Here is a 13,459-nt window from a genome sequence, read left to right as displayed (position 1 = left end):
AAATAACTTCTAGTAAGATAATCACCGGTACCCGACAAGGAGGATGTTAAAATGTCAATTGAGTTCAGCCGCTGGCCCAATAATTACATGATGTCATACCAGGTTACCAAAGCTTTGGGTATGGCAAGCCTCGGCGCTACGGATGTCACCGAAATCTACGAGGCCTGCAAAAAAATCGACCCCGATGACAAAGCTACGTGGCACAGGGAGTGGCTCATCACCGCTCAGGCATTGGAAAAACACGGCAAGGAGGCCGAAACGGCCGGAAACTGGTATACCGCGCGGAACTGCTACATTCGTGCCTGCAATTACTACAGAATCGCAGAGTATGCGGTGATGGATGAGGATGCCAAGAAAATCTGTATCTTTAAAAAGGTTAATGAACTCTTCGAAGCCGCCGGACAGTACTTCGATGTCCCCCCGGAGAAGATTGAGGTTGATTACGAGGATGTCAAGCTGGATGGATACTTCTTCTCCCCTTCCTGGATCGAAGGCCCAAAACCGACCGTATTTGCGCTTAACGGTGGTGACGAGTGGTCCATTGAGAATTATTTCTGGCTGGGTCCTGCCTTCCTTTCGTGCGGATATAACTTTTTGGTCTATGACCAGCCCGGCACCGGTCTATCGATGTACGAGAAGGGAAAGGGGCGACGGGCGGACAGCGAGGCTTTTCATTCCCGGGCCATCGACTTCCTTCTCACACGGCAGGAAGTTGATCCTGATAAGATTATCGTGCACGGGGAGAGTTTTGCAGCCTACGACTCCTTGCGGTTCGCTTCGTTCGATCACAGGATTGCTGCCGTGATCTCCGACGGCGGTACGCATGCCTTCGACTGGAAAGCCATGCTGTCATGGATGCCGCCAAGTCTGGCCGCACACGGCATGAGAATTCTGGGGGCGGAAAGCCTGGAGGATTTTGCGGAGAATCCGCGTTTTGCCTATGATCTTGAAGGCGTACTCCACCAGATCGAATGTCCGCTGCTTGTCATGCATGGAGCGGAGGAGATATTGGTTCAGCCCAATCCGCTGACACAGGCCATGAAGAATTACGAGCAGGCCGGTTCGACAAACAAGACATTCTTCGCGATAGAGGATAGACGGCTTGGCGGATTAGAACACTGTCAGGTGGATAACATCAACGTGCTGCATGAGGTAGCGCTGAATTGGCTCTGTTCTATTGGGCTTGGGCCAGCCGCCCCCGCCAATCTTAGGAATTGTCATAGGAGGAGTTAGGAGCTATGCAAATTTTATCAAAGAAAAAAAGCAGCAGCACGCCCGCTATACAAATTGACGGTGTGCACAAAAAGTTTGGCGACTATACCATATTAAACAATCTTTCGCTGGAGGTGAGCCGCGGTGAGATTTTCGGATTCCTGGGACTGAATGGCGCCGGGAAGACAACGACCATCAAGATGCTCCTAGCGATGCTGAAGCCAAACTCCGGCAAGCTCTATATGTTAGGTGAAAAGGTCGATGCCGGAAACTATAAATTATGGAGTAAGGTTGGATATTTGGAGGAGGCTACTTTTTACCCTGATCTGACTGTAGTTGAGAATCTTGACATCGCAAGGCGCATGCAAGGGGTACCTGACAAGGATGCCGTACATCAGGTGATCTATAAGCTGGGACTTGAGCCGCACCAAAAGAAAAAAGCAAAACATCTCTCTTTGGGTAACAAACAGCGCCTGGGACTCGCCAAAGCGATGATTCACAATCCGGAAATTCTAATCTTGGACGAGCCGATCAACGGTCTTGATCCCGCAGGCGTGGCGGAGATACGGAATATGTTATATAATTTGGCAACAAATTTCGGAATAACTATTTTTATATCCAGCCATCTGTTAGAGGAGCTCTCGAAAGTGTCCACACGCATTGGGATTATTCACGGAGGCCAGCTTGTTAAAGAAGTCGCAATGGATAAGCTGGAGCAATCCTTACAGAAAAGCCTGGTCGTGAACGGACTGAACAAACCTGCCTTAAAGAAGGTGCTGGAAGAGCATGGCTATGCCTTTGAGGATACCCCGGACGGCTCTATTAAACTAACCAACGAACATGCGGCAGATCATCCTGAACGGCTGGCCGAACTGCTGGTTCAGCGCAATCAGCCGCCAACATCGCTCCGGGTGATTACGGAGGATTTGGAAGGTTATTTTCTCCGCACCATTGGTATGACCAGGGGGTTTAAATAATGAATATTTTATCTGTTTTACATTGTGAGATTCGCAAGATTATCCGCTCTAATGTGTTCTGGATCATGTTTCTTGTGTTAGGCTTCGGGCCCATCATGATGGGCGTCGGAAATGTATTATCCAGTGACGCCGGCGGTGTCAACTGGGAGCAGTATTTAACCGGATTGCTGGATACACTTGCCCCGCTGGGACTTATCGGATATACCTTTGTTGCGGCATGGGTATTCGGACGGGAGTTTGCGGATAGAACCATTAAAGATTTGCTGGCAAAGCCCGTGTCCAGAGCGAAAATTGTATTGTCCAAATTCCTTGTCATTTTAGCATGGTGCCTGTTACTTTCCGTCTATATGTTTGCCGTAGGTTTTGCCGTAGGGGCGATTATGGGAGTTGAGGGCGGGTCCGCTTCCTTCATTTCGAGCTTGTTCTTTAAGTTCCTAATCACCTCTCTATTGTTCATTTTTGTGACCGCACCAACCATTCTTTTGGCTAACGTGACCAAGGGCTATCTGGCACCCCTGGGGCTCATCCTGATCATCGTCATTCTTTCCAATGTGCTCTCCTCTTTTGGATTTGCACCCTATTTCCCATGGACCATCCCGTCGGTATTTCAAAGCACCGGTTCTTTACAGCTCAGCAGTATATTGATACTTGCGTATACAGGAATAGTCGGAATAGCCGGAACATTTGCCTGGTGGAGATATGCGGAGCAGCCATAAACAATCCAGTGCAGCAAGCAAAGCAAAAAGAAGCTGTCCCCAAAGCCATAAAATGGCGTCAGGGACGTCTTCTTTTTTTGCGTAAGATCAACGTATGCACATGAATGGACGCTCCGCGAACGGGCTGTTGTTCCAATTCAGCCGCGTGCCGCCATATACTCGTCCTTCAGGATAGAGTATTGGTAAGAGTCCAGCCACTTCCCCTTATGGCGCATATGTTCTCTCAGATGCCCTTCGTATACCATTCCTATTCGTTGCATGACTCTGGCAGAGCCGGTATTCTCCGGGCGGCAGGTCGCGTAGATCCGGTGAAGATTAAGGTCATTGAAGCCCCATTCCAGCAGCACGGCGGCAGCCTCACTTGCAATACCCTGACCCCAATAGGAGCGGTTATAGCAGTAGCCGATCTCCCCCTGGCCTTCTCCGCTGATATGTATCCCGCAGCCGCCTATCAGTACATTCCCCTGCTTCAGAACTACTGCGTACTCGAACCCCTGGCGCGATTCCTGCTGTTGCATATCCAAGGTCAGCCGGATATAGCTCCGGGTATCCTCCAGGGAATTGGGTCCCCAGATCATATACTTGGCCACTGCCGGATCGGAGGCATATTCATGTACCCGCTGGACATCCTCAGACCTGAATTCCCGGATCAGCAGCCGGTTTGTTTCAAATTGCATGCTTGGTCACATCCTTATGCTTACTGTTGTAATCCGGGCTGGCTTCATGGCTTAGCAAGTTCAATTCTTGCATATTGCTCTGCGAAATCTTCCCCTTGGTTCAACGCTTGGATTAACTTGAGGAGCCCCTCTTCTCCTGCACTAGAGAACCACCGCGTAACTTCATAACAAGCCAAATTGTAATTCTTCCATGCTTCCGTAGTTCCATAACTGAAGGCATCATACGAGTCTAAAAGGCCGTAATCCACAGGCTTCTTCCCTTTATCGGTTACCTGTTCCCATACTGCTGTGCTATTAGACAATCTCCCGTCTACCATCGAAGCCAGACCTTCATCAAACCATACGGGCACTACCTTGCGGTTGCGCAGTCTTTCCCTCAATTCAGCGTGGGTGAATTCATGCGAAATCACATTTTCATTAAACCCGTCCGGGCCGATCACAATATAGTTATTCCAGGGCAGGTAATAGGTTTGTCCGGTCGGATTCTCAGTGTATTTTCCCAGACTCCTGGAAGTTAACGCCACAATTAAATTCGGAGTTGAAGTTCGCTCACCCAAAATAGCCGCGACCTTCTCTTGTGCAAGCGCAACGTAATATAGCAGCTGATCCTGCAGATCCTTTGACATATCCGGCTCTATATAAACATCCGGTGCCACTTCAACCATGTTAGAGTAATTGACCAAGGCCGCATGCATCGGCTTGGCATAGACTCCCCAAGAGATCATCAGCAGTGCTATGAACAATATACTCGACGCAGCTATTACCTTCATTTTTCGGGTCAATTTCAGCATTTAGTTAAACAGTCCTCTGCCAATAAAGTTAGCCGTAACCGGCGGCTTCCCGATCTCCCGTGACCATACAGACAATTGACCGGCGTGATGGATCTCGTGGGCAATCAGATGCCGCATAACTTCGCCGTATCTGTGGAGTTCGCGTTCCCCTTCATCCGTGATATCAATCATGATCCGGTCTTCCATGCTGTCATTCCAGCCGTACACGAATGGAGCCAGCTCCTCATGACACCGCGCGGATAAATCCTTGACCTGCTGCAAGCTGGCTACTTCCTCGAATGAAGGAATCTCAATCTCTTTTTCTTGTATTCCGCCACAGATCCAGCCATACTCCACTGCCACGATGTGATATAACGTGGGGAGGATATAGCCTATACCGCCGGTGCGTAATTTCATCAGCTCTCCCCCGTCAACCGTACCGCACCAGTCGAACCAGTCTTTGCGCACTTGCCAATTATACTGAAATAGCTTCAACATGCCGTTGCCTCCAATACTCGTAAATTTCATTACGCCTACTATTCATGATTCGCGATATCTCCCCCCACTCCTGCCGGTGATTAACGTCAACCAAGTGTCCATGTGACGAAGCCGCCATGCTGATGTACCAGATTCTTATGCGAAAATAAAAGGAGAACCCCAAAACCCTAGTGGTTTTTGGGGTTCTCTATATGGTATCTAGAGACTGCAGAGCTTTCGGTTCACATATTCAGCTAAGTCATCCACCAAATCAAGTTGGGCTTTCATCCAATACTCCCCTTATCCTTGCTTCAGTTTACCGCTCCATGCGTTTAGTCCGCCTTGCAGGTGGACTAGTCCTGAATAACCGTTTTTCTGCAGAATTCTGGCTGCGTTCTTGCTTCGCATTCCACTTTGGCAGTATAGAAAAACCGTTTTATCCTTGGTTATTTCCCCTAGGCGACCGGATAACTGGGATAATGGGATATTCTTCGCACCGTTCATATACCCGGTCTTATATTCTCCCGGCTCCCTGACATCTACGAGGAAGCGTTGATCCGTGCTCTCCATCATGTTTTGGAAATCCTGTGGACCCAGTGCCTTTAAACCTTTAGCCGGTCTTATACGGGAATAGACAAACCAGAGCAGCAATACGATCAATACAATATTAATGATTGAACCTGTGTTCACAATATCTCTCTCCTTTTGCTGGTGCAATGTGTACTTTTCTGCAGTACTTTCAAAAGTGCTGCAGCAGCTGATCGTACCCAGGCGCTGCAGCGCGGAGTTGTGCGGGGTTAGTCACGCACCAATTCATCCGTCCATGCACTAAGTCCACCTGTCATGTTCACAACAGTAAACCCCTTTTCGCCCAGCAGTTCGCAAGCCAGGCCGCTCCGGCTCCCGCTTCGGCACATAACAATGATTTCTTGTGCAGGATCCAGTTCATGTTGCCGTTCCATAAGCAGTCCAAGAGGAATATGCTTAGCACCGGCGATGTGTCCCTCCGCCCATTCTCCAAGCTCGCGAACATCAAGCATATTAAGAGGCGCCCCCTTCTTGAGCTGCGCTGCTACTTGCCGGGGTGTAATTTCTTTTGAAATTTTGAATGCCATGTTAATCTCTCCTTAATTGTATATAGTTGAAATTCGTTATAACCTGCACTCCAAATCATAGTTATTTGGATCATGCATTGACTTTAACATTATACCCCTAGGGGTATACGAATAATAATAGATCGGTTGCTCTATGTTGTCAACAGTATTACACGTATCTTATGATTGCATTATATATCTATATATCGTAATATTACGTTATAACGATTTAACGAATCGAGGTGATTGCTCATCCTATGGACAAACAATTTAAAGCTTATGCTCAGGCGGCTGAGTTACTAAAGGCTCTAGCCCATCCGGTTAGATTATGTATTGTAAAAGGAATTATTGATAAAGGAAGCTGCAATGTAACCTACATGCAGGAATGTCTGGAGCTTCCACAATCAACGGTTTCACAGCATCTCCAGAAGCTCAGAGCATTCGGTATTGTAGAGACTGAGAGAAACGGTCTTGAGATTATTTATTCTATTAAAGACGAAAGAACCAGACAACTGATACAAATATTAATGGAGGAATAGACATGAATAAAAAAGTACTGATTGTCGGCGGAGTTGCCGGAGGCGCATCCGCAGCAGCCCGATTACGCAGATTGGATGAAGAAGCACATATTGTGATGTTTGAGCGTGACCCGTATATTTCTTTTGCTAACTGCGGTCTGCCCTACTATATCGGAGGCTCTATTCAGGATCGTGCAAAATTGCTGGTACAAACACCTGAAGCCATGCATAAGCGATTCAATATTGATGTGCGCATCCAGAGTGAAGTAATCTCCATTGACCCGGCTGCAAAAAAAGTCGTTGTGCAAAGCAAGGAGCTTGGCTCATATGAGGAGAACTATGATGCTCTCATTCTGTCACCGGGTGCGAAACCCATCCGTCCTTCCCTGCCAGGAATAGAGAGTTCTAAAATTCATACGCTGCGGAATATTCCGGATACAGACAAAATCAAAACGAAGGTAAGTGAAGAGGGCACACGTTCGGCGGTAGTCATCGGCGGCGGCTTTATCGGCGTGGAAATGGCAGAAAATCTGAAGGAAGCCGGTCTGGAAGTCACATTAATTGAGGCAGGACCTCAGCTGCTGGCCCCCTTCGACTCCGAAATGTCTGCCATGTTGTCCAAAGAGCTGGAGGCTCACGGGGTAAAGCTTGTTTTTTCAGACATGGTGCAGAGCTTTGAGGAGGCCGGTGAGCAAATTCAGGTACACCTGGCAAGCGGCACAGTTCTGCGGAGTGAACTAGTCCTGCTGGCCATCGGCGTTTCACCGGACACCTCCTTCCTGAAGGATAGCGGCCTTGAATTCGGACCCAGAGGACATATTCTGGTCAACGAGAGAATGGAAACGAATCTGCAGGATGTTTATGCCGTAGGGGATGCTGTAGAGATCGTGGATTTGGTTAACGGCCATAAGACAGCTGTTCCTTTGGCTGGACCTGCCAACAAACAAGGACGCATTGCTGCGGATAATGTCAGCGGATTAGGTACCACTTACAAAGGGACTCAAGGCACATCCATCATTAAGGTCTTCGGCCTGACTGGTGCATCCACCGGGAATAATGAAAAGACCTTGCAGCGGCTTAGCATCCCGTATCGTGTTGTCTATGTTCATCCAAGCTCCCATGCTTCCTATTATCCCGGGGCTACTCCGCTATCCTTAAAACTTCTTTTTAATGAAGCTGGCCGGGTTTTGGGTGCGCAAGCTGTCGGCTACGACGGGGTGGATAAACGAATCGACGATATTGCCACAGTAATCCGGTTTAAGGGGTCGGTTACGGATTTAACTGAACTGGAACTCTCGTATGCTCCCCCCTATTCCTCAGCCAAAGATCCGGTTAACATGGCCGGATATACAGCCGAGAATGTAATTAACGGATTGACTGAAGTCTTTGTACCCGGGGATTTATCCGGCCGGAACATGGACACCACAATACTGGTGGATGTACGTAGTGAACTAGAGCATGCGAATGGACATATTGAGGGTTCTATTAACCTTCCTGTTGATGAGCTGCGTGCCCGTCTGGACGAACTAGACCTCAGCAAGGAGATATGGGTCTATTGCCAGGTCGGCTTGAGAGGCTACACAGCATCCCGGATTCTAATGCAAAAGGGCTTCAAGGTTAAGAATCTGACAGGTGGGTTCAAGACGTATCAGATAAGCAAATATGCTGCGAGCAAGCAAGCAGAAACGGCTTTGCCGTCCTTTTAAGGATGGTACCGTTTCAGCGAGAAATAGAAGGATAAGTTATCGTATGAAACATATAAATTCTTATATTTTTAAAAAAACCTCTTGAAACGTGTAGCACCTACACAAATCAAGAGGTTTTATCTGTCCATCATTACTCTGGCAATCGTCTATTCAAACACATATTCCCCTTCACCCACATGCAGGGTCTTTCCCTTAAGCAGAGGCGAATCGGTCCGGAGAATGACCTGGCTGAATTGATTCTCCGCGCCCTGCACGAATTCAAAGGTCTGATCTCCCGCCTTAAGGCTGAAGCTGCCGCCCACAGGTCCGGTAACGGGAAGGCTGAACAGCTCACTCCAATGCTTGGCTGCAGCAGCGGGATCGCTGACACGGAATACCGCGCTCACGATGTCCACATTACCCGCAGGATGGGGCTGGTTGATTCCGGCGGCGGTCAGACTCTCCAGCCGCTCTTCATCTGTTCCGTTCCACTGGATAATGAACGGATAGACCAGTCCCTGGAAGTCACCGTCAATGGTCATCATCCGCCACTCGATTAATCTGCCTTTGTTATCGAGACGCCGGCCGTCAATGATGGGCGATAATATCAACCCCGCTGTTTTCAATCTGGCCTCAACGGCTTCAATGTCATCCGTCCGCAGGACCACTCTGCTTAAGACCTCATGCTCCGGCAGAACGGTAACCGCATCCCGCACGACAACATTATGTTCAGTCGCCCGTGCGAGCTCCAGGTTCTCGATTCCGAGGAACTCCAGATAGGTCAGCCCGAAGTAGCTTAAGGCGTTATAGGTCCCCCAAGCCTTATGCGAGCCGCCCCGGAAGGCCACCAGCCCATGCTCCGAGAAGAGCTGCACCGGCTGATCCAGATCATTCACATAGTGTACCAGGTGATCCCATTTCAGCACCGCCATTATTTCCTCACTCCCAGCTCTGTGGTCCGCTTCACGGCTGCCAGCACACTCCGCTGCAGTCCGGCCGCGAAATCACTGTTATTCAGCTCGTATAACCCGTGCATGCCGACCCCGCCAGGCGAATTGTTGATATCCAGCAGCTGCCGCGGATGCAGTCCGGTCTGCTGCAGCATCGCCACCGCTCCCAGCATATTCTCCAGCGCTACCTTCCAGGCCTGTTCCCTCGGCAATCCGGCAAGAACGCCGGCATCTGTGAACGACTCTATGAAATAATAGATGTAGTTGGGTCCGGCTACCCCGAATCCGGTGAAGATATCAATGTAGGACTCCTCCAGAACCTGCACCTTGCCGAAGCCAAGCAGGAATTCCTCCACCTGCTCCAGGGAAGCGGCTGTATTCAGAGCTACACCGCTATATCCGTAGCCTGTATCGGTCAAAGTATTCGGAATGACCCGGACAATCGGGCGTTCCGCTCCGAAATAATCTCCCAGCCGGGCAATCGTTACCCCCGCCACAATCGATATGATAGCGGCAGCAGGGGATGCGGATTGCCGGACCTGGGCTCCAAGAGCGGTCAGGTCATCCTGCGGACGAACCGCAATGATGATCAGCTCTGCTGCCTGGAGTCCTTGTTCCTGCGTACTCTCCGTGTCTACACTGTATTTAGACTTCAAGTGCTGAAGCCGTCCCTCGTTGATGTCCGATACACTGATTTGATCCCCAGCCAGCGTACCGCCTGCGATGCAGGCGCGGATGATCGCTTCCGCCATCTGCCCGCCGCCAATGAAATGAATCTTTCCTTTAATCACTTCGGCTCACTCCCTGATTAATTATTTGCCCAGGCTTCCGGCAGAATGAACCCGGCATATTTCTCTTGCCCCAGGATGTATTCCTCGAATTCTTTGGATTCATACGCAGCCTTCAGATCCTTGGCCCACTGGGTATCCGCATCCTTTTTGTTAACCGATACGATGATTCTGTGCTGCATGGGCGTATTCTCAATTTTAAGGGCATCTGTAATCTTCCGGTCCGGAGCATTGGCAATGTAGTTCCCGTTAACCACGCCGTAATCCACATCCTGCAGCGAGACCAGAATCTGCGCCGGGTCCAGCACTTTAATGTCAATGTTGAACTTATCCGGCTCAATGCTGTTAATATTGAAGTCCGCTACGCCGGCTCCCTCTTTGATTTTGACCCAGCCCAGCTCCTCCAGGATCCGCAGCGCACGCTCCTGATTGACTGGATCGTTCGGAACAGCAACGGTAGTGCCGTCTTTCACATCATCAAGCGTTGTATGATTTACGGAATATAGACCCTGAGGCGCACCCGGAACATAGGCAATCCCCACCATATCTGCACCGATTTCTTCATTGATAGCTTCCATATAGGCTGTACTCTGGAAAATACTCGCGTCAATCGAGCCCTCCTTCATCGCCGGGTTAACCTGCATATTCTGCGAGAAGGTTTTGATGTCTACTTTATAGCCCTTCTCCTCCAGAATCGGCAGAATCGATTGACGGAATTGCTCTTCATAAGTACCTACACCGAATCCGACCTTAATCTCTTTCTTGTCCCCGGAGCCTTCCGCTTCCTTATTATTGCCGCAGGCAGCCAGCACCGCCATCGCACTAATCAGCATCACTACCAGTAATTTTTTCATTGTCTTCATCTCCTATTTGAGTACTGTGTTTTTAAAATGCACTAACGCCTCGTCTGTTACAGTTAACGGAATAGCACAGTTGGGCGAAAGAATAAACGGCTGATCCTTCATCTGCTTCAGGGCTTCCTCAGCCTGCAGTCCAATCTGTTCCAGATGGTTCCCTGCAAACAGCCCGTGATCCACTCCGCCCACCTTCGTGGCCTTGAGGTTCGCTTCCAGTCCGGGATTTCCTTCGGCTATCGTATCCCAGCTAATCCCGTCGATACGGTAATCATTGAATTTCTCCGGCTGGGAATAGGCACCGCAGGTATGCAGAATATTCTTGCCGTCGCCGGCAGCCTCCAGGACGATGGAATCATAGGGTCTGGACAGCTCGTCGAACATCGCTTCATCGAATAATCCGGGATGTGCTGTACCTGTCACAGCGTAGAACAAGCCGTCTGAACCCGCGTGCTTAAGCTCCTGGACATAATCCGCTAAGGTTAAGGCAATGGCATGCAGGGCGTGGTGCGCAGCTGCCCGGTGTTCCTTGAAGAGCGATTCCAGCGTTACCGGCTGCTCAATGCCGAATACGGTTGTCGTAACATAAGCGGAACGCCCCACGATGAACAGCAATACCGTGAGCGGTGAGAATACCGTCTGGATCAGCGGGGTACCCGGCAAGCCCTGGCGGATCTTCCGGACGGCCTCCAGATGCTCCAGCAGCGAAGCGGTCCGGGTTGCTTTTTTCACATCCAGATCCCAGAGATTCTTGGCTTCCGGGATAACCGTAGTCAGCTGTCTCGGAAATACAGTCCTATAGTCTGCGAAGTCGTACTGATTCCCCCAGGCTTCCGCCAGATAGGTCGCCCGCGGATTGATCTTCACCCAGTCCCAATCATATTTCTCCGTAAAAGAAATCGTGGACTCTGCCAAATCCTCTGCATTCTGTTCCTTGTCAATAAAGTGACGCCATCCGCTGACAATCGGACGATCCGCAAGCTCTCCGGATAATATCGCTTGAAAACGGTCCTGCTTACTCCATACACTCATCTGCCAGTCTCCTTTTCTATATGTAACATCTAGTAACGGCGAATTTTACGGGCCAATGTGTTGCCCAAGGATTGAATGCCCTGCACCAGAATGATGAGAATAATTACCGTCGCGAACATGACAAACTTGTCGAACCGTTGATACCCGTATACGATGGCCAAATCACCGACGCCGCCGCCGCCGACCGTTCCGGCCATAGCCGTGGCCCCGATCAATCCGATCGTTGCAGTGGTCAGGGAGAGGATCAATGATCCGATCGCTTCCGGCAGCAGGAAATACCATATCACTTGCAGCGGAGTAGCTCCCATCGCTTCAGCTGCTTCAAGAATACCCGGATTCACTTCCAGCAGCGAATTCTCTACCAGCCGTGCGATATAAGGTGCGATGTAGATGATCAGCGGAACAATGGCTGCACTGGTTCCTATGGATGTATTAACAATTGCCCTTGTTAACGGAATAATAGCTACCAGCAAAATGATGAACGGAAGCGAACGGATGATGTTGATCACCGGATTAAGCCCAGTATAGAGCGCTTTGTTCTCCAGTACTCCGCCCGGACGGGTAATGACCAGAAGGATGCCCAGGGGAACGCCCAGGAGCGAGCCTACAAAAAGGGATACGCCTACCATCTGGATCGTTTCGATAATGGCTTTAAGAAATTGCTCACTTGTGATCGATGTCGAGAACATGGGATTTCACCTCCTCTATCCGCACTTCATGCTGCTTCATGTAATCCAGAGCAGCCTCAATCAGGGACGGATCACCCTGCAGCTGAACGATAATCGTACCCAGCGTCGTTTCTTGAATCTCCGTCGTATTCGCAAACAGAATATTGACCTTGACTCCATAGGCCCGGATGATCTCATACAGAACAGGCTCAGATGCGCTGTCTCCGGCAAAATTCAGTTTATAGAGCCGGCTTCCATGCTCTGCTCTGAGTGTTCTATGGACGCTGGAAGTCATGCTGTTCTGAATGACGGTCTTCACGAAATTCTGCGTGGTCTCATGCTTGGGCTGACCGAATACATCCAGTACGCTGCCCTGCTCGATAATCCGTCCCTCTTCCATAACGGCTACCTTGTTGCAGATCTCCTGAATCACCGACATCTCATGCGTGATGATCATTACTGTAATGTTGTATTCCGCATTGATTCGTTTGAGCAGCTGCAGAATAGATCTGGTAGTCTGCGGGTCCAGTGCAGAAGTAGCTTCGTCGCAGAGCAGAATAGAGGGATTCGAGGCAAGCGCCCGGGCAATCCCGACCCGCTGCTTCTGTCCGCCTGACAGCTCACTCGGATAGCTTCCGGCCTTGTCGCTCAAACCAACAAATTCAAGCAGCTCCTCGACCCGCTTGCGGATTTCGGTTTTGTTCTTTTTCAGCAGCACGAGCGGAATGGCCACATTGTCGAACACTTTTTTGGACTCCAGAAGGTTAAAATGCTGAAAAATCATGCCGATGTTTTTCTTGGCAGCCCGCAGCTCTTTGTCGCTGTACGCGCCCAGATCATGCCCGTCCACCAGCACCTGTCCCTCAGACGGTCTTTCCAGGTAATTGACCAGGCGGATCAATGTGCTTTTACCTGCACCGCTGTAGCCGATGACACCGAAGATATCCCCTTTGTCTACCTTCAGGCTGATCCCCTTCAGAGCTTCAATCTTCACCTCTTTGCGGGTGAAGGTCTTGTACACATCCCGTAATTCAATCATGG

The 13,459-nt window shown here is 49.8% G+C and carries 15 protein-coding genes and 1 pseudogene; 5 read left to right on the top strand and 11 right to left on the bottom strand.

Annotated features, from left to right (window positions below):
• Positions 1–51 precede the first annotated feature (51 nt).
• Genes MKZ24_RS10515 through MKZ24_RS10505 form a run of 3 tightly spaced genes read left to right on the top strand, consistent with a single transcriptional unit; the run spans position 52 to position 2,905 of the window.
• On the top strand, positions 52–1,233 hold the full coding sequence (locus tag MKZ24_RS10515; protein ID WP_340782731.1) for an alpha/beta fold hydrolase: 1,182 nt from the start codon (positions 52–54) through the stop codon (positions 1,231–1,233).
• Between the two features lie 5 nt (positions 1,234–1,238).
• The gene (locus MKZ24_RS10510) at positions 1,239–2,189 is read left to right on the top strand and encodes an ABC transporter ATP-binding protein (RefSeq protein WP_042239404.1); all 951 of its coding nucleotides are present in this window, start codon (positions 1,239–1,241) and stop codon (positions 2,187–2,189) included.
• On the top strand, positions 2,189–2,905 hold the full coding sequence (locus tag MKZ24_RS10505) for an ABC transporter permease (protein WP_042239408.1): 717 nt from the start codon (positions 2,189–2,191) through the stop codon (positions 2,903–2,905). The genes MKZ24_RS10510 and MKZ24_RS10505 overlap by 1 nt, the downstream gene beginning before the upstream one ends.
• A gap of 137 nt (positions 2,906–3,042) precedes the next feature.
• On the opposite strand, the gene MKZ24_RS10500 is transcribed toward MKZ24_RS10505, so the two are convergent.
• The 5 genes from MKZ24_RS10500 to MKZ24_RS10480 form a co-directional block, all read right to left on the bottom strand.
• Positions 3,043–3,582, bottom strand: coding sequence for a GNAT family N-acetyltransferase (locus MKZ24_RS10500; protein WP_340782726.1), 540 nt, complete (start codon positions 3,580–3,582; stop codon positions 3,043–3,045).
• Positions 3,583–3,626: 44 nt separating this feature from the next.
• Positions 3,627–4,373, bottom strand: coding sequence for a hypothetical protein (locus MKZ24_RS10495; RefSeq protein ID WP_340782722.1), 747 nt, complete (start codon positions 4,371–4,373; stop codon positions 3,627–3,629).
• Positions 4,374–4,850 (bottom strand): DinB family protein, encoded by a 477-nt coding sequence (locus MKZ24_RS10490; RefSeq protein ID WP_042239417.1) that lies wholly within the window; start codon positions 4,848–4,850, stop codon positions 4,374–4,376.
• 279 nt (positions 4,851–5,129) lie between these two features.
• Positions 5,130–5,519 (bottom strand): rhodanese-like domain-containing protein, encoded by a 390-nt coding sequence (locus MKZ24_RS10485; protein ID WP_042239419.1) that lies wholly within the window; start codon positions 5,517–5,519, stop codon positions 5,130–5,132.
• Positions 5,520–5,626: 107 nt separating this feature from the next.
• Positions 5,627–5,944 (bottom strand): rhodanese-like domain-containing protein, encoded by a 318-nt coding sequence (locus MKZ24_RS10480; protein ID WP_042239422.1) that lies wholly within the window; start codon positions 5,942–5,944, stop codon positions 5,627–5,629.
• Positions 5,945–6,180: 236 nt separating this feature from the next.
• On the opposite strand from MKZ24_RS10480, the gene MKZ24_RS10475 reads away from it, so the two are divergent.
• Together MKZ24_RS10475 and MKZ24_RS10470 are read left to right on the top strand one after the other, a co-directional pair.
• Complete coding sequence (locus MKZ24_RS10475; RefSeq protein WP_042239425.1) at positions 6,181–6,462, top strand: ArsR/SmtB family transcription factor; 282 nt, start codon at positions 6,181–6,183, stop codon at positions 6,460–6,462.
• Between the two features lie 2 nt (positions 6,463–6,464).
• Positions 6,465–8,117: pseudogene (locus tag MKZ24_RS10470) on the top strand (FAD-dependent oxidoreductase); the annotation flags it as partial.
• A gap of 176 nt (positions 8,118–8,293) precedes the next feature.
• Here the strand turns inward: MKZ24_RS10470 and MKZ24_RS10465 are convergent.
• From MKZ24_RS10465 to MKZ24_RS10440, 6 genes are read right to left on the bottom strand one after another with little or no spacing between them, the layout of a single operon-like run.
• Positions 8,294–9,058, bottom strand: a complete 765-nt coding sequence (locus MKZ24_RS10465; protein WP_340782717.1) for a VOC family protein — start codon at positions 9,056–9,058, stop codon at positions 8,294–8,296.
• A complete protein-coding gene (gene proC / locus MKZ24_RS10460; RefSeq protein ID WP_340782714.1) occupies positions 9,058–9,867 on the bottom strand; it encodes a pyrroline-5-carboxylate reductase in 810 nt (269 codons plus the stop codon). The genes MKZ24_RS10465 and proC overlap by 1 nt, the downstream gene beginning before the upstream one ends.
• Positions 9,868–9,884: 17 nt before the next feature.
• Positions 9,885–10,718 (bottom strand): MetQ/NlpA family ABC transporter substrate-binding protein, encoded by an 834-nt coding sequence (locus MKZ24_RS10455; protein WP_340782712.1) that lies wholly within the window; start codon positions 10,716–10,718, stop codon positions 9,885–9,887.
• Positions 10,719–10,730: 12 nt separating this feature from the next.
• On the bottom strand, positions 10,731–11,750 hold the full coding sequence (locus MKZ24_RS10450) for a uroporphyrinogen decarboxylase family protein (protein ID WP_340782710.1): 1,020 nt from the start codon (positions 11,748–11,750) through the stop codon (positions 10,731–10,733).
• Between the two features lie 29 nt (positions 11,751–11,779).
• A complete protein-coding gene (locus MKZ24_RS10445) occupies positions 11,780–12,439 on the bottom strand; it encodes a methionine ABC transporter permease (RefSeq protein ID WP_340782708.1) in 660 nt (219 codons plus the stop codon).
• A complete protein-coding gene (locus MKZ24_RS10440; protein ID WP_340782705.1) occupies positions 12,414–13,457 on the bottom strand; it encodes a methionine ABC transporter ATP-binding protein in 1,044 nt (347 codons plus the stop codon). Before MKZ24_RS10440 ends, MKZ24_RS10445 begins: the two co-directional genes overlap by 26 nt.
• Between the last annotated feature and the right edge of the window lie 2 nt (positions 13,458–13,459).

This window comes from Paenibacillus sp. FSL R7-0297 (assembly GCF_038009025.1).
Lineage (GTDB): Bacteria > Bacillota > Bacilli > Paenibacillales > Paenibacillaceae > Paenibacillus_AQ.
This window is presented reverse-complemented; position numbering and strand designations above follow the sequence as displayed.